Annotated in this window: 15 protein-coding genes; 9 read left to right on the top strand and 6 right to left on the bottom strand. The window is 63.2% G+C overall.

Translation table 11 applies throughout. The annotated features are described in order from the left end of the window. Positions 1-24 precede the first annotated feature (24 nt). Positions 25-342, top strand: coding sequence for a DUF805 domain-containing protein (locus BJN45_RS15165; RefSeq protein ID WP_076096687.1), 318 nt, complete (start codon positions 25-27; stop codon positions 340-342). Positions 343-435: 93 nt separating this feature from the next. Next, a complete protein-coding gene (locus BJN45_RS15160) occupies positions 436-1,044 on the top strand; it encodes a cold shock domain-containing protein (RefSeq protein WP_076096685.1) in 609 nt (202 codons plus the stop codon). A 73-nt stretch (positions 1,045-1,117) separates the two neighbouring features. Here the strand turns inward: BJN45_RS15160 and BJN45_RS15155 are convergent, their stop codons facing one another. The 3 genes from BJN45_RS15155 to BJN45_RS17560 form a co-directional block, all read right to left on the bottom strand. After that, positions 1,118-3,262 carry a sensor domain-containing protein gene (locus BJN45_RS15155; protein WP_240494592.1) on the bottom strand — a complete coding sequence of 715 codons (2,145 nt, stop codon included), beginning with the start codon at positions 3,260-3,262 and terminating at the stop codon, positions 1,118-1,120. Between the two features lie 144 nt (positions 3,263-3,406). Then, a complete protein-coding gene (locus tag BJN45_RS15150) occupies positions 3,407-4,294 on the bottom strand; it encodes a nitrate- and nitrite sensing domain-containing protein (protein ID WP_170873108.1) in 888 nt (295 codons plus the stop codon). 7 nt (positions 4,295-4,301) lie between these two features. Continuing rightward, complete coding sequence (locus tag BJN45_RS17560; RefSeq protein WP_170873107.1) at positions 4,302-5,492, bottom strand: methyl-accepting chemotaxis protein; 1,191 nt, start codon at positions 5,490-5,492, stop codon at positions 4,302-4,304. A 270-nt stretch (positions 5,493-5,762) separates the two neighbouring features. Here BJN45_RS17560 and prfB point away from each other — a divergent pair. Both prfB and BJN45_RS15135 read left to right on the top strand, forming a co-directional pair. Continuing rightward, positions 5,763-6,867 (top strand): peptide chain release factor 2 gene (prfB, locus tag BJN45_RS15140; protein WP_139326367.1). Its coding sequence is split into 2 segments (ribosomal slippage): positions 5,763-5,843 and positions 5,845-6,867, totalling 1,104 coding nucleotides; the frame shifts between segments, so codons are not numbered across the junction. Then, positions 6,864-7,190 carry a cupin domain-containing protein gene (locus BJN45_RS15135; protein WP_076096679.1) on the top strand — a complete coding sequence of 109 codons (327 nt, stop codon included), beginning with the start codon at positions 6,864-6,866 and terminating at the stop codon, positions 7,188-7,190. Before prfB ends, BJN45_RS15135 begins: the two co-directional genes overlap by 4 nt. Before the next feature lie 7 nt (positions 7,191-7,197). Here the strand turns inward: BJN45_RS15135 and BJN45_RS15130 are convergent, their stop codons facing one another. Next, positions 7,198-8,136 (bottom strand): nucleoside recognition domain-containing protein, encoded by a 939-nt coding sequence (locus tag BJN45_RS15130; protein ID WP_076096677.1) that lies wholly within the window; start codon positions 8,134-8,136, stop codon positions 7,198-7,200. A 186-nt stretch (positions 8,137-8,322) separates the two neighbouring features. On the opposite strand from BJN45_RS15130, the gene BJN45_RS15125 reads away from it, so the two are divergent. Continuing rightward, positions 8,323-9,360 carry a formylglycine-generating enzyme family protein gene (locus tag BJN45_RS15125; protein WP_076096675.1) on the top strand — a complete coding sequence of 346 codons (1,038 nt, stop codon included), beginning with the start codon at positions 8,323-8,325 and terminating at the stop codon, positions 9,358-9,360. Positions 9,361-9,372: 12 nt separating this feature from the next. On the opposite strand, the gene BJN45_RS15120 is transcribed toward BJN45_RS15125, so the two are convergent. Beyond that, positions 9,373-11,433: a hypothetical protein gene (locus BJN45_RS15120; RefSeq protein ID WP_076096673.1), complete on the bottom strand. Its 2,061-nt coding sequence runs from the start codon at positions 11,431-11,433 to the stop codon at positions 9,373-9,375. A gap of 2 nt (positions 11,434-11,435) precedes the next feature. Further along, positions 11,436-14,342, bottom strand: a complete 2,907-nt coding sequence (locus BJN45_RS15115) for a type VI secretion system Vgr family protein (RefSeq protein ID WP_083651342.1) — start codon at positions 14,340-14,342, stop codon at positions 11,436-11,438. A 235-nt stretch (positions 14,343-14,577) separates the two neighbouring features. On the opposite strand from BJN45_RS15115, the gene lysS reads away from it, so the two are divergent. The 4 genes from lysS (at position 14,578) to BJN45_RS15095 (ending at position 19,899) form a co-directional block, all read left to right on the top strand. Further along, on the top strand, positions 14,578-16,083 hold the full coding sequence (gene lysS, locus BJN45_RS15110; RefSeq protein ID WP_076096671.1) for a lysine--tRNA ligase: 1,506 nt from the start codon (positions 14,578-14,580) through the stop codon (positions 16,081-16,083). Beyond that, complete coding sequence (locus BJN45_RS15105) at positions 16,083-16,598, top strand: hypothetical protein (RefSeq protein WP_076096670.1); 516 nt, start codon at positions 16,083-16,085, stop codon at positions 16,596-16,598. The genes lysS and BJN45_RS15105 overlap by 1 nt, the downstream gene beginning before the upstream one ends. After that, a complete protein-coding gene (gene mnmC, locus BJN45_RS15100; RefSeq protein ID WP_076096668.1) occupies positions 16,598-18,520 on the top strand; it encodes a bifunctional tRNA (5-methylaminomethyl-2-thiouridine)(34)-methyltransferase MnmD/FAD-dependent 5-carboxymethylaminomethyl-2-thiouridine(34) oxidoreductase MnmC in 1,923 nt (640 codons plus the stop codon). Before BJN45_RS15105 ends, mnmC begins: the two co-directional genes overlap by 1 nt. 107 nt (positions 18,521-18,627) lie before the next feature. Next, the gene (locus BJN45_RS15095) at positions 18,628-19,899 is read left to right on the top strand and encodes an O-acetylhomoserine aminocarboxypropyltransferase/cysteine synthase family protein (protein WP_076096665.1); all 1,272 of its coding nucleotides are present in this window, start codon (positions 18,628-18,630) and stop codon (positions 19,897-19,899) included. Positions 19,900-19,921: the final 22 nt, after the last annotated feature.

Genomic DNA, 19,921 nt, shown 5'->3' with positions numbered 1-19,921 from the left:
CCAACTGCCACCCGGGGAGCAAGCATGACATTCGGTGAATCCATCAGCACCTGCTTCAGCAAGTACGCGACCTTCGACGGCCGAGCCACACGTTCGGAATACTGGTGGTTCGCGTTGTTCACCTTTCTCGCCTCGGTCATCCTCGGCATGATCAGCGAGACCGCTTCCGGCGTGTTTTCGCTGGCGGTACTCTTGCCCTCGCTCGCCGTCGGCGCCCGCCGACTGCACGACACCGACCGCAGCGGCTGGTTCCTGCTGCTGTGGCTGCTCCCCCTCGTCGGCTGGATCATCGTGCTGTTCTTCGCCGCGCAGGAAAGCAAGGAACCGAACCGCTTTTCCTGAACCACACCCTGCCCGTCATTGCGAGCACAGCGCGGCAATCCAGCACTGCGCCCGTAATGACGGCGTCCGCATTCACCAATCCAGATCATTCCCATGCGCATCGAAGGCACCCTCGCCAAATGGAACGACGACCGCGGCTTCGGTTTCATCGCACCAACAACCGGTGGCCCGGAAGTTTTTGTTCATGCCTCGGCCTTTCCGAAAGACGGCCAGCGTCCCCGACTCGGTGAACGCCTGAGTTTCGAGATCGAGACCGGCAACGACGGCAAGAAGCAGGCAAAGCACCTGGTCTGCCTTGATCGCTCAACGGTCGGACGAACACCGGAGCGGCCGCGTGCGCTACCCCACCGGGAAACCAGGCAAGGCCCCGGCTGGCTTGGGCGCCTGCTGCCCATGCTGCTGGTTGCCGGTCTTGGCTACTACGGCTATGGCGCATTCATGCAACGCAGCCAGATTACCGAATCCCGCAGCGTACCTCCGGTTGCCGTGAAGACTCAGTCAGCACCGCCAGTCACCCAACAGGCCACACCTGAACCGGCACCCGAGAACTTCCGTTGCGATGGACGCCAGCACTGCTCGCAGATGACTTCCTGCGCGGAAGCGACCTTTTTCCTGCGCAACTGCCCAAATACGAAGATGGATGGCGACGCTGACGGCGTGCCTTGCGAGGAACAGTGGTGCAACAGCCCTTTCGCTCGCTGAAAATGCCTGTTTGATCAATACGCTGGATTGCCGCGCTTCGCTTGCAATGACGGCGATATTGCATTGAGGCTGTTCATCCGGCAATCGTCGGATTCGCGAGATATGCCTCAAGCGCTGCGGCCGGCATCGGCTTGGCGAACAGATAACCCTGGAATTCCTGGCAGCCGAGGGCGTTGAGCACGGCCAGCTGGGTCTGCTTCTCGACTCCTTCGGCGACGACGCGCAGGTTCAGGCTGTGCGCCAGTGAGACGACGGCGCGGGTGATGGCCAGGCCTTCGTTGCCGCAATCGCATTCGATGACGAAGGAGCGGTCGACCTTGAGGATGTCGATGGGGAAACGCTTCAGGTAGGCGAGCGAGGAATAGCCGGTACCGAAGTCGTCGACCGCAATATAGACACCCATCGCCTTCAGTTCGTCGAGCACCGCCAGCGCCCGCTGGACGTCGCCCATCAGCATGCCTTCGGTGATTTCCAGTTCGAGGTTTTCCGGCGGCAGGCCGGCTTCCTCCAGCACCGACATGACCAGTGCGGCGAGATCCTTTTCGCGGAACAGGCTGGGCGAGATGTTGACGGCGACGCGCAGTTTCGGATTGCCGGCGGCACGCCAGGCGGCGGCCTGGTGGCAGGCTTCGCGCAGCACGAACCAGGTGACCTGGCCGATCAGGCCGTTTTCTTCGGCCAGCGGTATGAAGCGCACCGGCGAAACGCTGCCGAACTCGGCACTGTCCCAGCGCACCAGGGCCTCGAAACCGAAAGGCCGGCCGTTGGCATCGACCTTGGGCTGGTAGACGACATACAGTTCATCCTGCTCGACCGCCCGGCGCAGGGCGGAATCGAGCGCCAGCCGGTCGCGGGCTTCGACGTTGAGCGATTCGGTGTAGAACTGGAACTGGCCCTTGCCCAGCTTCTTGGCGTGATGCATCGCCGCGTCCGAATGACGCAGCAGGACTTCGAGGTCGACGCCGTCGTCGGGAAAGAGGCTGACGCCGAGGCTGCAATTGACGCGCACTTCCTGGCCTTCGAGCATGATCGGCGCGCTGACGGCATCCTGGACGCGATGCAGGATGTGCAGTGTGTCGCTCAGCCCGCCGTAATCACCAAGGATGAGCACGAATTCGTCGCCGCCGTAGCGGGCGACGGTGTCCGAATCGCGCAGGCAGGATTTCAGCCGGCGGGCGACTTCGACCAGCAGTTTGTCGCCGGCGCCATGACCGAGGCTGTCGTTGACGAACTTGAAGTTGTCGAGATCGACGAAAGCCAGCGAGCCCTTGGTCGCCCGCCGCTGTGCCAGGCGCAGCACCTGCTGCAGACGGTCCTGCAGCAGGTTGCGGTTGGGCAGGCCGGTCAGCGGATCGTGCGTCGCCTGGTATTCCAGTTGCTGGCGATAATTGTGCTGCGCCGTCACGTCCTCGACGGTGCCTTCGTAGTACAGCGGCTCGCCTTGCGGGCTGTAGACGACGTGGGCGTGTTCGGAAATCCAGATGCTGCTGCCGTCGCGACGGTACACCTCGGATTCGAAATCGGTGACGCGGCCGTGTTCGCGCATCAGCGTCTTGAATTCTTCGCGCCGGCCCTGGGCGACGTAGAGGCTGATTGCGATATCGGACAGTCCGGCGATCAGTGCCGCCGGGTTTTCGTAGCCGTAGAGCTCGGCCAGCGCCCGGTTGGCGGCAAGGTAATGACCGTCGATCGAGGTCTGGAACATGCCGACGACCGAATCCTCGAAAATGCTGCGGTAGCGCAATTCGGCGTCGGCCAGCTGACGCTGGCTCAACACCTGTTCGGTGACATCCTCGATGAAGCCTTCGAGCACGCGCCGGCCCTGCTCGTCGAGCACCACGGCACCGCGCTCGAGCACCCACTTGACCTCACCGCGCCGATGCACGATCCGGTACTGCACGCGATAGCGGCCGCTGCCGGCCATCGCGATGGAAATCGCCCGTCGCACCTGCGCCCGGTCTTCCGGATGGGTGATCACTTCCAGCGAGGTGACCTTGTTGTATTCCAGTTCGTCCGGACAGTAACCGGTCAGCTCGCGGCTGCCGTCGCTGACGAAATGCATCGTCCACTGATCGTCGATGGCACAACGAAAAACCATCCCGTCCAGGTTATGCACGAGCACCTGCAGCACGCGGTCGCTGTCGATGCCGTTCCAGGCCGAATCACGACGCTTGCGCAATACAGGGAGAAAACCGAGGGGTGGTGCAATATCGTTCACGATGCGGATACATTGAGTCAGTACTTTTGATTCAGAGCAAAAATCTTGCCTGCTTGAAACCTGCCAGTTTTTACATTTTTTTACGGTCGACCGCAAAAAAACGCGTTTTTCCGCAGATCAATGCACCACGGCAGTGCATGACTTTCAGGAAAGTGCATACCCGACCGCAGCCCCCGTCGAACCACCGATACCAACCCCGGCCAACTGCCTGCCATTATCGGAAATCCAGGCAAAAACGGCGTCGACCGCACGCGTGGCATCGTCGAAATACTCCTGGGCACCGACCGCCACCCCGGAAGCGCCCAGCATCCGGTTGCGCACCAGCTGCGCCATGTGCTGCACGGCACGCTCGGCCTGACCGTTCGCTGCCCCGCCTTCGCCGGCCTGCTTGAGGATGGCCTCGGCGCGGGCGATCAGGAACATCAGGCGAACCCTGGCCACCGGCGAACAGGCGCGGCGCGTCGCCACGCTCAGGCCGACGGCGCGGGCCTGGCCCAGGCACTCGGTCAGCGCCGGCAGGCGGGTGGCGTAATTGCGCACTAGCGCGCGTTCGCCGCGAGCGGCAAGCAGCGGCTCGATGCGCGCTTCGCCAAGCGCCGCCAGCCAGCGCAGCAACTGTTCGATCAACTGGCTGTGTTCGGCAATGCTCTGTTCGACCGACAACAGCCCCAGGCGATCGCGCAAACCGCCCCAGCGATGCCGGAACAGCGCCAGATCATTGGCCGTCAGGCAGGGATGCGGCTTGCTGCATTCACTGACGGCGACCGGGCGCAGCGCCTGGAACAGGGTTTCGATTTCCCGTGCCTTGCTCTCCAGCTTGCTGCCAAAACCCTTGTCGCCGGCCAGCCAGGCCGAGCTCATGCCGCGATGCTGCTGGAAGTGCGCCGTCAGCGCCAGCAAGGTCCGGCAGGCCGCCAGATTGATTTCCAGCGACCGGCCGGCATCCAGCCGCTGCGACCGCTGCTGCTGCACCAGCAGCACCACGGCGATCAGCACTGCAGCGCCCAGTATTGAATAAATGATCCAGTCCATGGCTGCCTCACTCATATTGGTATTGGTTCAGGGTGCCGTTCAGTTGCCCGGCCAGTTCGCTCAGGTAACGCGACAACTCGCTGTTCTCGCTGACCAGGTGCTCGTTGGCATCGGCCAGTTGCGCCACCTGTTCGATATCGCGGGCGATGTTCTGCCCGGCCTCGCTCTGCTCGCGGCTGGCGTCGGCAATGTCGCGGATCAGTTCCAGCGTGCGCTGGGCGTTTTCCTCGACCAGGCGCAATTCGCCAACCGCCTGGCCGGCATCGGCGAGGCTGAGCGCCGCTTCCTCGCGGGTCTGCGCCATCGCGGCGATCATCCCGTCGACCTCGTGCCTGACGCCTTCGATACGCTCGCCGATATCGCGGGTGGCAACGCTGGTCCGTTCGGCCAGCTTGCGCACCTCGTCGGCGACCACAGCAAAGCCGCGCCCCTGCTCGCCGGCGCGCGCCGCCTCGATGGCGGCATTGAGTGCCAGCAGGTTGGTCTGCGCGGCAATGTCGGCAATCAAGCCGACGATGGTATCGATCTCGCGCGATCGCTCGTCCAGACGCGCCGCACCGGCCGCCGTGCGGGCCACCGTCGCCGCCAGTCCGGTCAGGCTCTCGGACAGGCTGCTGACCCGGCCGGCACCGGCCAGCGCCATCTGCCGTGACGTCTCGGCGACGCCGGCGGCGCCCTGCGCGCTGTCGCTGGTAATCCCCAGGCTGACCGTCAATTGCTCCAGCGTCGCTGCTGACGAACAGGTGATGTCGCGCTGCCGGCGCACGCCGGCATCACCACCGCTGGCGTTCTGCTTGCTCTCGCTGGCGACACTGGAAATCTCCTGCGACATCCGGGCAAAGACCAGGAACAGCCCGGCCAGCGAGCGGGCCATGCCGTTCAGGCGTTCGGCCAGCGGTGCCAGTACGCCGCAGTCCCGTCCATCGAGACGCGCCACCAGCTTGCCGCCCGCCAGCGCCTGCGCAAAGCGGTCAATCTGCGCCAGGCCCTGTTCCAGCCCGTGCACGAGACGCAGCGACAGCCACGCCGAAACCAGCAGCAGTCCGCCACCCAGCCAGCCCAGATAACCCGGCCAGCCGCCGGCAAAGCCGAGCGCGATGGCGGTGCCGGCGGTCACCGCCAGCAGCCAGCAGGCAAGCTGCGGACTGCGCAGATTGACCAGCAAAGGTCGCGAAACAAGTACATCACTCTCTGTCATGGGGCCCTCGTCATTGATTGACTGTTGTGCAGTGCAATATGCAAAAGCCTTGCCATCCGTCACGCCAAAATCATCATCATTGAAATCAACAACATAAATAAAAACATGATTCACTGATACAGCAAAAATCCCAAAATCGGGGCGTAGACCGCAAGGCTGCTGCCATGCCATGCACTCGAGTGGTGCCATCCCTGCCGGCGCACAATCCAGTCGGCATCCGGGCGCCCGGCAGCTATAATTGCGCCTTTGCAATGCACTGGAATTTGTCTCATGGAAGCAGAACAGCTCAACAGCATCTCCAACAAGCTCGACGATCTGGCGCAGCGCGCCGACGAGCTTCGGAGGTATCTTTGACTACGATCACAAGCGCGAACGCCTGACCCTCCTCAACCAGGAGATGGAAGATCCCAAGATCTGGGACGATCCGAAACGCGCCCAGGAACTGGGCCGGGAAAAGAAGGCACTGGAAGACATCGTGCTCGTCCTCGAAGACGTGGACGGCGCGATCAAGGACGGCCGCGAACTCTTTGCCATGGGCAAGGAAGAAGGCGATGACGATACGCTGCTGTCGGTCGAGGCCGACAATGCCGATATCGAGAAAAAGGTCGGCACGCTCGAATTCCGCCGGATGTTCAACAACCCGTCCGACCCGATGCCCTGCTTCCTGGAAATCCAGGCCGGCGCCGGCGGTACCGAAGCCCAGGACTGGGCGTCGATGCTGCTGCGCATGTATCTGAAATTCGGCGAGAAGAAGGGTTTCACCGTCGAGGTCATGGAAGAGTCAGAAGGCGACGTGGCCGGCATCAAGAGCGCCACCGTCAAGTTCACCGGCGACCATGCCTACGGCACGCTGCGTACCGAAACCGGCATCCACCGCCTGGTCCGCAAATCGCCGTTCGACTCGAATGCGCGGCGCCACACCAGCTTCACGTCGGTGTTCGTCTTCCCGGAAGTCGATGACTCGATCGAGATCGCGATCAACCCGGCCGACGTCCGTACCGACACCTACCGCGCCTCCGGCGCCGGCGGTCAGCACATCAACAAGACCGACTCGGCGGTGCGTCTGACGCACGTCCCGACCGGCATTGTCGTGCAGTGCCAGAACGACCGCTCGCAGCACCGCAACCGCGACGAAGCCTGGCAAATGCTGCGCGCCCGCATCTACGAGTTCGAACTGCGCAAGCAGCAGGCCGAACAGCAGAAGCTGGAAGATGCCAAGTCGGATATCGGCTGGGGCCACCAGATCCGCTCCTACGTGCTCGACCAGAGCCGGATCAAGGACCTGCGCACCAACTTCGAGACCGGCAACACCCAGGCCGTACTCGACGGCGACCTCGATGACTTCATCCAGGCCAGCCTGAAACAGGGCGTGTGAGCGACAACCTGTTTGCCGGATTGCCGTCGGCTGTTGCGGTCGACGAGCAATTCCGGGCAATTTTGCAGCGCCCTGGCCTGAAGATCGAACGCATCGTATCCACCGGCCAGGCCAGCCCGCCAGGTTTCTGGTACGACCAGGCCGACGGTGAATGGGTGGTCGTGCTGCAGGGCGAAGCGAAATTGCGCTTTGCCGACGAAACCGAAGCCCGCCACCTCAAGGCTGGCGATCATCTCGACATCGCCCCGCACCGCCGCCACCGCGTCGACTGGACGCAGCCGGATGCGCCAACCGTCTGGCTGGCGGTTTTCTACTCAGTCTGAAGCCGGCTCAGGCGCCGAGAATATGGCCGACGGTGCGCACGGCGATGCCGATGCAGGCACCGAGCGCCGCCGGCTTCCACACGGCGGCAATGCGCGGACCGGCGGAAATCAGCACGGCAACACCCGGCAGGTCGAAGGGTGAAATCAGGAAACCGGCACTGGCGTTGAGCAGTTCGACACTGATCTGCCCGGCCCGACGCATCTCGTCCATGACCCCCATCATCGCCGTGCCGCCGGCCAGGTACTTGGTCAGCGTCGGCAGGATCAGCGCCTTGTCGATCGACAGCGCATCGAGCAGCGGCGCCAGGATTGCGGTCAACGCGTCGATCGCGCCAAAAACCCGCAAGGCGGTGACGACGACCAGCGACAGCACCAGCATCGGAATCGCCCCGACCGCCAGCTTGAACGCCTCGGCGCCGGCCCGGTTGATCACGTCGAGCACGCCCTTGGCGTTCTCCGCCACCGGATGTTTCAGGCTTTCGTCGAGTTGCGCCTCGGCCGCCGACAGCGAACGACCGAACAGGTAATAGGTCGCCGCCGCTGCGGTCAGCCCGCCGATCAGCGACCAGCCCAGCGTCAGCAACAGGTCGAGGCCCATGGTCATCATCGGCAGTGCGGCGTTGGCCTGCGACATGGCAAAGACCATCGCCAGCGTCGCCGCAATGTGGCGGTCGGAAGCGCCGCGCTGCTCCATCATCGCCAGCGTCGCCATCGGCGCGGCGAAACTGACGAAATTGATCTGCAGCGCCGCAAACACACCCAGCCCGGTCAGCCCGACCGGACGCAGCACCGGTGCGACAACGGCGACAACGCGATCAAGCACGCCACGCGCTTCAAGCAGGCGCATCAGCGACAGCATGACTACCATCACCGGCAGCAGCACGAAAAGGGAAAGCTCGACCGCAGAGCGGCCGGCCTTGAGAATGATGTCGATGAGGATTTCCATGGGGCGGGATTATTTCATCAACAGTTGCGTATCTGCCAGCGGTGGTTGGTTGGCACCCAAACAAATTCAACACCAGCGAAAATGCACGGGGCTAGCGCTATCGAGTGAATCAGAAATTTCTCTCGTTATCGCAACCGGGCAAGCTAAAATACCAATGGTATACAAAAGCCGGCAATAGGAAATCTGATGCAACAGCCCAAACTGAATGCCCTCCTCAAACCGTGGATCGTAACCAGTGTTTTTTTGATGATTGGTGGATGTAATGCCGAAGCCGAGCGCCAGACATTGGCTGATGCGCCAAAAACCCAAGCCAGAGTCAAAAGCCTGATCGACAAGACACTCAAGCAGTTGGTCACCATCAAGGGCGGCAGTTTCTGGCTGGGCGATTACGGCCAGTTAATGCCTAGCGATGGGGAGGGGAAATTCGACAAATTCCCGCACCCTGGCCCGGACCTGCGGCCCGAAGACGAACACTTACCGCTAACCCCGGAAACCGACAACAAGCCTCCGCGCTGGGTGAGCATCGACGGCTTCCAGATGCAGGCCTACAAGGTGACCTATGAAGATTTCGACGTCTATGTCGCCGCCAATGCCCTATCGCCGCATCCGCCCGAAGGCGACGAGAGCTACCACCGCATCTGGGCCAAAGCCCGCACCTCGGGGAATATCCCCGCCGGCGTCAAATGGCAGCAGGCCAAGGATTACTGCCGCTGGCTCGGCAAAATCAGCGGACTGCCCTTTGATCTGCCGACCGAAGCGCAGTGGGAATATGCCGCGAGCAATGGGCAGAACAACGCCCACCACTACTACCCGACGCCGACCGGCAAGCTGGAAGAAAACCGGACGCATCCGTCGTTCAAGAAGAAAAAGGAATTGATCGGCCTACGCGGCGCCCTCTACCCGGTCGGCCTGTTCGCTCCGTCGCAGGCCGGCCTGTACGATCTGGTCGGCAACGGCTTCGACTGGGTTAATGACTGGTATGCACCGGATGCCTACGCTAACGGCGACAGCCATAATCCCCGGGGGCCGGCGGCCGGCACAGAGAAGGTCTTGCGCGGAAAGTCGCCTGGGGATGGCTGGTCATTCGGCTTCCCGCATTTAGATAGGTATCACAAGAATCCTGCCTCATACAAGATAGGCGATGACGATCCGCCATTTCCTTTCATATGGGAAAGCTTCCGCTGCGTCGTCAATCAGGATCAGCTTCCCTCCTCTGGAAATTGATCACCTTCCGTCTCAGGCAATGACCGGGCCGTCACCGGCATTGCGCAGCATCGCCAGATAGGTCGGCGACTCGCCGAAACCGTGATTGAGGTCGAATGACCGGCTACCGTTCATGGCAACCTTGTACCCACGCGCCGGCTCGCCCGGCAAGCCGGCATACAGCGCCCGCAGTTTGTCGTCGTAATCGCTGTCCAGCGGACCGATCTCCATGAAACGCAACAAGCCGTCATAGTTGCCCTGAAATCCGCCCTTGCTGCCGGTAGCCGAGATGTGCTGGACGATATTCTCGAAATGCCGCCGGCTTTGCGCCCATTTGCACACTTGCAGCACGGCCTGCTTGCGCTCGCCCAGCACGTCGAAATTCCAGCCGGTGTTGCTGGGCAAAGCCTTGGTCAGCCCGCCGTGCCGCGTCAGTTCATGGAGCAGGATGCCGTGCGCCTCGGGCGTGCAGATGCGCAACTCCGGTGGATTCTGCAGGACGCGTTTCATCAGCGCGATGCGGCGCTCTTCGCGTTCGAGTTGATCCTGAAAACTGATCCATTTGCCAACGACATCTTTATAGGCATCCTGAATACCGTTGACCAACATGACCTGGAGCTGGGTTGCGGCCTCAAACGCATCTTCGCTTACTACCTGCAGCATTTCAAAATTGGCATTGAGCAAGGCATGGAACAGCCACTCCAGGAAGCTATAGATTTTTTTGGTGTCGACTTCCAGGCTGATTTCTCCCTTGGCGCCGAATCCCAGGCACAGGCCTGCCTTTGCGCGAACGCGGAATTTCCCGCCTTTGAAGTCAACCAGCAGATGCGCCGCGACACCTGCACCTGCCTGGGCGTCGAACTTGGGACCAACGCTGGCCATGTACTCGAACTTGTCGCCCTTTTCCGGGTTCCTGAATTGCAGCCCACCAAGCAGTTCGCAACCGGCCTTGACGCCGGCAAAAGCTTCCGCCCCGGCACTCGCGCCGGCACCGAAGTTATCAAGGGAGACTTTCCGCTGGCCGACCGTCTCGCCCTTCGGGCGCCTGCTCCCCTTGGCCTTGGGCAGCACTCCGGAATAATCCACCTCCAGACTCAATTCCGCCGCAACGCTGGCACCTGCCGCCGCCGTCAGCTTGATGCCCCCCTGGAAACGCATGCAGCCGATCAGGTATTCCTTGCCGGTCTTGACGCCTTGTAGTGACCAGGCCCAGCCCTCGGCATCGGGCAGGAAACCTTCTGAGCTCAATTCCCCATAGGCGAGCATGATTTCGCCCTTGCCATTGAGCTTGCCAGCCACTTTTCCGGATTTCGGCTGCCATTCCAGCGCCGCGCCGCAACCGACGAAGTAGCGCAGCAAATGGACTTTCCAGCCAACCTGGAACGGCTTGTTTTCCGAGGCGGTACGGTTCATCGTCTCCACCCAGGCTTGCAGCCCCGGACTGAAGAAGCCTGCATCGCTAATTCCCCAATCCGCCTTGAGTTTTGGTGCAATGCTGCTCATCTGCTGCTTCAGCGTTGGAGAATCGACCTTGCCATTCTTTACGAACGAGGCGTCCTGGCTTTTATCCGCTCCGCTCATCGGATAGGCTCGCCAGTGATTCTTCATCTTGTCGGAGCGAACGTAGGTCCACTTCCTTGCCCAGTCCTTGGTACGGGAACCACTCTTGTGGGTTACCAGCGGAATCAACTCCAGAAGCTCCTTGCCATTCCCCGATCCAGCAAGATAGCCGGTAGCGCCAAGCTCCTTTTTGACTTCCTCGTAGGCCTTGTCATATGTTTGTTGTGCCTTGCCAAGGTCACGCTTGAGCTGATCCAGACGGCTTGAAGAAGGTGATCGCTTTGCTGTTTCCTCGGCGATGTTCTCTTCCAGCCCGAGAACTTTCTCTCTCGCCGTGACCAGATTGCGGCACAGCATTTCCATCTGATTGGCTTCTTCGAGAAAGGCTTTGGCGTCTTTCTGCGGCACGACGACGATCTCGTTGGTTTCCGGTCGAAACAACACGAGGTTACTGTCGTAGCTGGCTTTTGCATCGACCACGGTCGGACCGTTGGGGTTGAGCTTTGCTTTTTCGAGTACTTCAGTGTCGGACATGCTCACTCCTCGTCCGGGATAATCCGGATGTTTTCAGGTTTGGCTGAATGGATGCGCATGGCGAAACCGTCTTTGTCCGTATAGCCGCGGGTCAGAATCTTTCCTTGGTCGTTTTCAATCCTGTATTTGAAGAATGCCATCGGCTCCCCCGTGTTCTTGTCAGTGACCCTGAATTGCTCGTCGTACAAATCTCGAGCCTTCGGAAAGCTGAGTCCGGCGAGCGATGCGCTTGCCGGCCCCGTCCAGTTTTTCTTGCTCGCCTTGAACAGCACTTTCCCCGGCGCATGCACTTCGATGTTGCCGCCCTCAAGCTTGATGTAGGCCCCCTTGGAAGTCAGCAGGACGTGTTTCGGGGCGCCGACGCTGAGGCTGGCGTGGGTGCTGGCGAAGGTGACTTTCCTGTCGGCGGCGGCCATGGTTTTGCCGCTCTGGCTTTGCAGGCTGACTCGGCCGCTGGCGGCGTGGAGGTGGGTGCCGGTTTCGGTGTTGGGCTTTTGGCTGTTTTTGGCTTTGCCGTGGGTGAAGATGGCGATGCCGTCCTTGACGGCGAGGCTGTGGTTGCCCTGGGCGATCAGGTTGGTGTCGTGGCCGGCGGCGATGGCGAGGTTCTTGCCGGCGAACAGGAAGTGGTTGTTCGGGGTCAATTGGGCGATACCAGCCGGGGCCGAGTATTGCAGCCGGGGTTCGGACCAGGCGGGGACGGTGCCGTCGCCACCGCGGATGCTCTTGATCAGGCCGTCGCCGCCCTGGATCGGGCCACGGGCGGTGGTGGTTTCGAGTACGGAAATCGCGTGTTTGAGGGCGTCGACCGCAGGTAACTGGTCGGCGGCCGGGTCGCCCTTGAGGGCGGCGTTCTGTTTGCCGGCCAGTTCGGCCAGGCTGTGCGCGAGACTGAGGGCGTTTTCTGTGCGGGCGATGGGTTCGCGGCTGTCGAGGTGGCTGCTGCTGGCGTTGTTTCTGGCGTCGGCGCTGAGCAACAGGCCGCTGCCGGCGCGCAGCGCGGTGCTGGCACGGGTGGCGAGATCGCCGCCATGGCCGCGATGCTTGAGCCGGGCATTGTCGTTCTGTTCGCGCAGGTGTCCGAGTTGCAGGCGGCTCTGGTATTCAGTGGTGGCTAGCTCGATGCGCGGTTGCCCCGGGGTGTCGTCGAAGACGAGCTGGTTGTAGCCGCCCTGCCCGTCGCGGGTATTGGCCAGTTGCTGGCTCTTGAGCCCGGAGAGGCTGGCGCCGTGGGTGTGGGGTTCGGCCGCTTCGCCGGCAAAGAAAGTTGGGGCGTTGGCGCTGCCTGCCATGGTGCTGCCGGCAATTGCATTGCCCTGGGCATCGGTTTGTCCCCGACCGTTGTAAACAGCGCCGACGATCACCGGCCGGTCGATGTTGCCACTCTGGAAACCGATGACGACTTCCTGACCGGGACGCGGCGTCAGGTGGCCGCCCCAGTTGGCACCGGCGACCGGGGTCATGACGCGCAGCCAGACGCCCAGTGCATCGCTGGCCGGGGCGTTGTCAGCGCCGGTCGGGTGCGCCTGCCGGGCGCCGGCCTTGCCGCCGCGCTGCCAGGGAAACTGCACGCGCACGCGCAGGTCCCGGTCGGTATGGGTGGGGTCACCCGGGCCGACGACAATGGCGGTGAGCGTGCCGCGCGCGGTCGGTCGCGGGTGGAGGTGACGGCCATGGGCGTCAGCGATCAGCGGGCGCCAGGGGCGCTCGGCGACAAGCGTTTCGATGCGGTTGCGGTACAAATCTGCCGGTTTGGCGAGGTTGACCGCAACATTGCCTGTCTGCGGTGCCGGACCAAGCAGTTCGGTCAGCTGTGGCACCCGCTCGGCAAGGTTGTTGCGGGCGTGATGTGTTACCGCCGTGATCAGGTAGCGGTTGTTGCCCTCTGGATGATCTGCGAGGACGAAGTAACTGCCGGGCATGGCGCTGCGGATGGTGCCTTCGGCCAACTGGCGTGCCAGCCGGGCATCGAGCGCCTGGCGCTGGTTGCCGAGCATGCGCTCGCCGTGGGCGAGGCTTTGCCAGGCGTATTGACCGGGATCGTGCCAGGCAGCAGCGGCGGGCATCGCCCCGGCGGCCTGGGCGGTGACGGCATGCTGCGGTCGACTGGCCAGACTGCGGTAATCCCAGCTGCTGCTTTGGCTCTCGGCGCTATCGATACGCTCGCGCGCCTGCCAGCGGTCCAGGCTGTCCTCCGCCAGGGTTGCGCCCGACTGGGTATAGCGAAAACGCGGCTGGGCGTTGTCGGTGAAGGCGCCGTTGTGGTCGGCGATGACCAGCGTGTGCCGGCCCAGGGTTTCGCCTTCCGTCATCTCATGCTCGAACCAGCAGAACAGCCCTTCTTCGGCCAGCAGGCGTTTGAGGAAAGCCAGATCGCTCTCCTGGTACTGCACCGTCATGCCACGCTTGGGATAAACCGAAGCATCAGCCAGATCCCAGCGCCAGGCCGGTACCAGCTTGCCGCGCTCGTGCCAGTCACCGAACAGCTCGTCGACAATCTCGATGACGCTTTTATCCTGGAACAGGTAGTTGTCGATGTTGTAACCAAGAAAAGCGAGCCAGGGTTCGATGATCAGCCGGTAACGGGCAAAGCCGCCGTTGGCGCCGAGCCTTTCAACCCGACTGATGTGGCCGTGAAAGGGCCGGTGTTCGGTACGCGACAGTGCCGTCTGCAGTTCGAGCCTGGCCGGCTGGCCGAGCAAGCTGGTCAGCGACTGGTGAGCATTGGCAGCAAGTACCGTCAGCGCGATGCGGAATCCGGCGTGTTCGGCAACCGGACCGAGCGCTTCTTCAATGCTTGCAGTTTCGGCCAGCTGCGCGTCGGCACCGGCCGGCGTAGTCAGCGTCAGCAGACGGTCGCTCTGCCGCCAGCCCGCTGCGCCGCCGATCAGGTCGAGGAGATCGCTCATGAATTTACTGCCTTGAAGACAAAGAGACGGCACACGATGCGCCGCAAAGACGCGATATTAGCCCAATATCATATTGCTTTGGAATAACCAGACGATCCACGCGGAACTTCATTCAGGGCAAACGGCTGGTACATTCGAGAAAGCACGCGACAGACTTGTCCCGAACGGCCTAAATCGGCGAAAATCCGGGGTCTCAGGCGGGTCGCCCGCAGCCATCCCATACCCAAGGATTTTCATGTCCAACGCCGAACAGCAAACCCCGGTCCAACAAGACGAAAACCAGCTCATTGCCGAGCGTCGCGCCAAACTGGCCGAGTGGCGCAAGAGCGGTGCCGCCTTCCCGAACGATTTCCAGCGCGAGAACACGGCGCAGAAACTGCACGAGGGTTACGGCGAGAAATCGGCGGAAGAACTCGAAGGCCTGCCGGTCGAGGTCAAGGTCGGCGGCCGCATGATGCTGAAGCGGGTCATGGGCAAGGCTTCGTTCGCCACGCTGCAGGACGTCTCCGGTCGCATCCAGATCTACGTCGCCCGCGACAAGGTCGGCGAGGAAAGCTACACCGCCTTCAAGGGCTGGGACCTCGGCGACATTCTCGGTGTCGTTGGCACGCTGATGAAGACCAAGACCGGCGAGCTGTCGATCCAGGCTGCCGAAATCCGCCTGCTGACCAAGTCGCTGCGCCCGCTGCCGGACAAGTTCCACGGCCTGGCCGATCAGGAAATGAAGTACCGCCAGCGTTACGTCGACCTGATCATGAACGAGGAAACGCGTTTCACCTTCCGCGCCCGTTCGGCCATCGTCCAGTCGATCCGCAACTACATGTGCGGCCACGGCTTCATGGAAGTCGAAACGCCGATGATGCATCCGATCCCCGGCGGCGCGGCGGCCAAACCCTTCATCACCCACCACAACGCGCTCGACATGCAGCAGTTCCTGCGCATCGCGCCGGAGCTGTACCTGAAGCGCCTGGTCGTCGGCGGCTTCGAGAAGGTCTTCGAAGTTAACCGCAACTTCCGCAACGAAGGTTTGAGCCCGCGGCACAATCCCGAATTCACGATGATGGAATTCTATGAGGCGTATGCGAACTACCACACGCTGATGGACTTCACCGAAGGCCTGATCCGCCACGCCGCGCGCGAGGCGCTGGGCAAGGAAGTGTTCCAGTACCAGGGCCGCGAACTCGACCTGTCCAAGCCCTTCCACCGCCTGACCATCACCCAGGCGATCCAGCGCGAGCAGCCGGACTTCTCCGACGCGCAACTGGCCGACGCCGAATTCCTCAAGACCAAGATCGTCGCCTTCGGCGAGAAGGTCAAGCCGGGCGGTCTCGGCAGCCTGCAACTGCAACTTTTCGAAGCCTGCGCCGAAGCCCAGTGCTGGGAGCCGACCTTCATCATCGACTACCCGGTCGAAGTCTCGCCGCTGGCCCGTGCATCGGACGCCAACCCGGAAATCACCGAACGCTTCGAGCTGTTCATCGTCGGTCGCGAAATCGCCAACGGCTTCTCCGAGCTGAACGACGCCGAAGACCAGGCGGCCCGCTTCCAGGAACAGATGAAAGCCAAGGACGCCGGCGACGAAGAGGCGATGTATTACGACGCCGACTTCATCCGCGCGCTGGAATACGGCCTGCCGCCGACCGGTGGTTGCGGCATCGGCATTGATCGCCTGATCATGCTGCTGACCGACTCCCCCGCCATCCGTGACGTGATTCTCTTTCCTTCAATGCGTCCGGAATAATGCAGATCCGGCAGATCCAGGTAGCGAGCGACGCGGTCCAGGATCGGCTGACACTGCGCGTGGCGACGCAGGCCAACGAGGAGTTCCGGGTGTGGATCACCCGGCGCTACCTGCGCGAACTGTGGCCGCATCTGGTCACCATGCTCTCCGGGCATCTCGCGGCGCGGCCGCAGGCGCCGGCCGAGAAGCCGGCTGCAGCGGCGCCGTCGTCGAGCTTCGAGCAGCCGTTCAAGGAAGACAACCCGCTGTTTCCGCTCGGTGCAACGCCACTGCTCGCCAGCGAGGCAACGCTGACTGCCGCCGGCGATGGCGTCGCCCGGCTGATCTTCCGTGAGGGTCGCGAGCGTAGCTTCACGCTCAACCTCAACGGCGAACTGATGCAGGCGCTGTGCGCGATGCTGCGCAAGTCGGCCGAACAGGCCGGCTGGGCGCTGGCGCTCGACTACGCGCCGACCGCCGCTGCCGAAACGCCGGCAATGCCGGCCGACGACAAGAAACCCGGCCTGCTCCACTAGTGGAAGTACTGCGCCCCGCCCGCCTGGAACTCGCCGACGACGGCCGGACGCCCTACGCCAGCGACTACGACGACCTCTACCATTCGGCCCACGGCGGCCCGGCGCAGACGCGCCACGTCTTCCTCGGCGGCAACGACCTGCCCGGGCGCTGGCAGGGCAAGGACCGTTTCGTCATCCTCGAAACCGGCTTCGGGCTGGGTCTCAACTTCCTCACCACCTGGCAGGCCTGGCGCGACGACCCGCAACGCTGCCGGCGGCTGCATTTCGTCTCGGTCGAGAAACACCCGTTCTCCGCCGCCGACTTGGCCATCGCCCAGCGCGCCTGGCCGGAATTCGCCGAGATTGCCGGGCAACTGCAGGCGGCCTGGCCGGTGCTGTCGCCGGGCGTGCATCGCCTTTTCCTCGACGACCGCCGGGTTATCCTGACGCTGGTGTTCGGTGACGCGGCAACGCAATTGCGTGCGGTCAACGCCTCGGTCGATGCCTTTTTCCTCGACGGTTTCTCGCCGGCGAAAAATCCCGAACTATGGACGCCGGCGCTGTGCCGCTCGCTGTCGCGCCTGGCCGCACCGGGCGCGACGCTGGCTACCTGGACGGTCGCCGGGCATCTGCGCAGAGCGCTCGAAGCCGCCGAATTCGAGACGACGAAACGTCCCGGTTTCGGCAACAAGCGGCAGATGCTGACCGGCCGCCTGCGCTCGCGCCGGCCCGACCGCCACCAGCCACCGGCCGAACGCCGGGCCATCGTCATCGGCGCCGGCGTTGCCGGTGCTACCGCCGCCAGCGCGCTGGCCGGTGCCGGCTGGCAGGTCGAGATCATCGAACGTGCCGCCACGCCAGCCACCGGCGCCTCGTGCAATCTCGCCGGGGTGCTGCGGCCGCTACCGAGCGCCGACGACAGCCGCCTGTCGCGGCTGACCCGCGCCGGCTACCTGGCCACGCGCGCATTGCTGCAAAGCCTGCCGGACGCCCGCTGGTCGGGCTGCGGCGTGCTCCATCTCGGCCGCGAAGCACTGCATGAGGCGACCCAGCAACGGACCATCGAACGTCTGCAGATGCCGCCTGAACTGATGCAGTTCGTCGACCGCGAAAGTGCCGGCCGCATGCTCGGCCTGCCGGTGGAAACCGGCGGCTGGTGGTTTCCCGGCGGCGGCTGGGTCAATCCCGTGTCGGTCTGCCGGGCCGCCCTCGCCGCCTGGCCGGAACGCATCGTCCGGCGCTTCAATGTTGCGGTAGACCAGCTGGAACAGACAGAAACCGGCTGGCGTCTGCTCAATGCCGACGGCGAGGAAATCGGCGCGGCGCCCATCGTCATCATGGCCAGCGGCGCCGCTGCCACCGACTTCGCCCAGTTCGCCTGGCTGCCGCAAAAGAGCGCCAGAGGCCAGGTCAGCCACCTGCCGGCCGGGGCCACGCAAGCGCTGGCGCACGTCGTCTGCCGCCACGGCTACGCGATGCCGGCCATCGACGGCCTGAGCCTGACCGGCGCCACCTTGCAATACGCCGACCCCGATCCGTCAGTACGCATCGACGACCACCGCGAAAACCTTGCCCGGCTGAATCTGTGCCTGCCCGGCTACGCCGGCCCCATCGATCCAGCGACGCTGACTGGCCGCACCGGCTTTCGCCCGATGTCGCCCGACCGCCTGCCCATCGTCGGCCCCATGCCCGACCCGGCCAGCGCACCGGCCAATGCGCGCCTGCCGGCCCTGCCCCGCCTGCCCGGCCTGTGGTGCGTACAGGGCTTCGGCGCGCGCGGCATCGTCTGGTCAGCACTGATGGCCGACCTGCTGCTCAGCCGCCTCGAAGGCGAACCGCTGCCGCTGGAAAGCGACCTCGTTGACGCCGTCGATCCTGGCCGGTTTTTGCTCAAAACGCACGGTCGACCGCAAGAAGACGATACTTTCGACGACCGCACGTGAATAAGCTTAGCTGCCGATGTTATTGGCGCAATCCACCAGCCATGGTTAATCTGGCCAGGCTCCTGTAGACTTTTTCCTTTCACCACAAAACCAAGAGAGACACGCGCATGAAGATCGAAACCATCGCCGTACACGGCGGCTACAGCCCGGACCCGACGACCAAGGCGGTTGCCGTGCCGATTTACCAGACGACGTCCTACGCCTTCGACAGCACCCAGCACGGCGCCGACCTGTTCGACCTCAAGGTCGCCGGCAACATCTATACGCGGATCATGAATCCGACCCAGGACGTGCTGGAAAAGCGCGTTGCTGAAATGGAAGGCGGCATCGCCGCGCTGGCCATGGCCTCGGGCATGGCAGCGATCACCGCGTCGATCCAGACGATCGCCGAAGCCGGCGACAACATCGTCACGTCGTCCACGCTGTACGGCGGCACCTACAACCTGTTCGCGCACACGCTGCCGCAGTACGGCATCGAAGTCCGTTTCGCCGATTACCGCGATCCGGAAGCCTTCGAGAAGCTGATCGACGCCAAGACCAAAGCCGTTTTCTGCGAGTCGGTCGGCAATCCGCTGGGCAATGTCACCGATTTCGAAAAGCTCGCCGAAGTCGCCCACAAGCACGGCGTGCCGGTCATCGTCGACAACACCGTGCCCTCGCCCTACCTGTGCCGCCCGTTCGAACACGGTGCCGACATTGTCGTCCATGCGCTGACCAAGTATCTCGGCGGCCACGGCAATTCCATCGGCGGCATCATCGTCGATAGCGGCAAGTTCCCGTGGGCCGAACACAAGCAGAAGTTCAAGCGCCTCAACGAGCCGGACGTCTCCTACCACGGCGTCGTCTATACCGAAGCGCTCGGCGCCGCTGCCTACATCGGCCGCGCCCGCGTCGTACCGCTGCGCAACATGGGTGCCGCAATCAGCCCATTCAACGCCTTCCTGATCCTGCAAGGCATTGAAACGCTGGCGCTGCGCATGGACCGGATCTGCGAGAACTCGCTGAAGATCGCCCAGTTCCTGCAGAACCATCCGAAATGCAGCTGGGTCAACTACGCCGGCCTGCCCGAGCACAAGGACCACGCGCTGGTACAGAAGTACATGGGCGGCCGCGCTTCCGGCATCCTCAACTTCGGGGTCAAGGGTGGTCGCGAAGGCGGCGGCAAGTTCCAGGATGCACTGAAGCTGGTCACCCGCCTGGTCAACATCGGCGACTGCAAGACGCTCGCCTGCCACCCGGCGTCGACGACGCACCGCCAGCTGTCGCCGGAAGAACTGGCCAAGGCCGGCGTCTCCGAAGACATGATCCGCCTGTCGGTCGGCATCGAGCATATCGACGACCTGATCGCCGATCTGGATCAGGCGCTCAACGCCGCCTGATCAGGCACAGCGCAAGAACGAC

Origin of the sequence: Azonexus hydrophilus (assembly GCF_001956855.1) — a bacterium.
Taxonomy (GTDB): domain Bacteria; phylum Pseudomonadota; class Gammaproteobacteria; order Burkholderiales; family Rhodocyclaceae; genus Azonexus; species Azonexus hydrophilus_A.
This window is presented reverse-complemented; position numbering and strand designations above follow the sequence as displayed.

Bases quoted from the DNA above. Each gene is read 5' to 3' on its own strand.
- BJN45_RS15105 (WP_076096670.1), top strand. From the start codon at position 16,083: ATGCAGATCCGGCAGATCCAGGTAGCGAGCGACGCGGTCCAGGATCGG.
- BJN45_RS15130 (WP_076096677.1), bottom strand. From the start codon at position 8,136: ATGGAAATCCTCATCGACATCATTCTCAAGGCCGGCCGCTCTGCGGTC.
- BJN45_RS15095 (WP_076096665.1), top strand. From the start codon at position 18,628: ATGAAGATCGAAACCATCGCCGTACACGGCGGCTACAGCCCGGACCCG.
- BJN45_RS15115 (WP_083651342.1), bottom strand. From the start codon at position 14,342: ATGAGCGATCTCCTCGACCTGATCGGCGGCGCAGCGGGCTGGCGGCAG.
- BJN45_RS15165 (WP_076096687.1), top strand. From the start codon at position 25: ATGACATTCGGTGAATCCATCAGCACCTGCTTCAGCAAGTACGCGACC.
- BJN45_RS17560 (WP_170873107.1), bottom strand. From the start codon at position 5,492: ATGACAGAGAGTGATGTACTTGTTTCGCGACCTTTGCTGGTCAATCTG.
- BJN45_RS15160 (WP_076096685.1), top strand. From the start codon at position 436: ATGCGCATCGAAGGCACCCTCGCCAAATGGAACGACGACCGCGGCTTC.
- BJN45_RS15120 (WP_076096673.1), bottom strand. From the start codon at position 11,433: ATGTCCGACACTGAAGTACTCGAAAAAGCAAAGCTCAACCCCAACGGT.
- lysS (WP_076096671.1), top strand. From the start codon at position 14,578: ATGTCCAACGCCGAACAGCAAACCCCGGTCCAACAAGACGAAAACCAG.
- BJN45_RS15150 (WP_170873108.1), bottom strand. From the start codon at position 4,294: ATGGACTGGATCATTTATTCAATACTGGGCGCTGCAGTGCTGATCGCC.
- BJN45_RS15125 (WP_076096675.1), top strand. From the start codon at position 8,323: ATGCAACAGCCCAAACTGAATGCCCTCCTCAAACCGTGGATCGTAACC.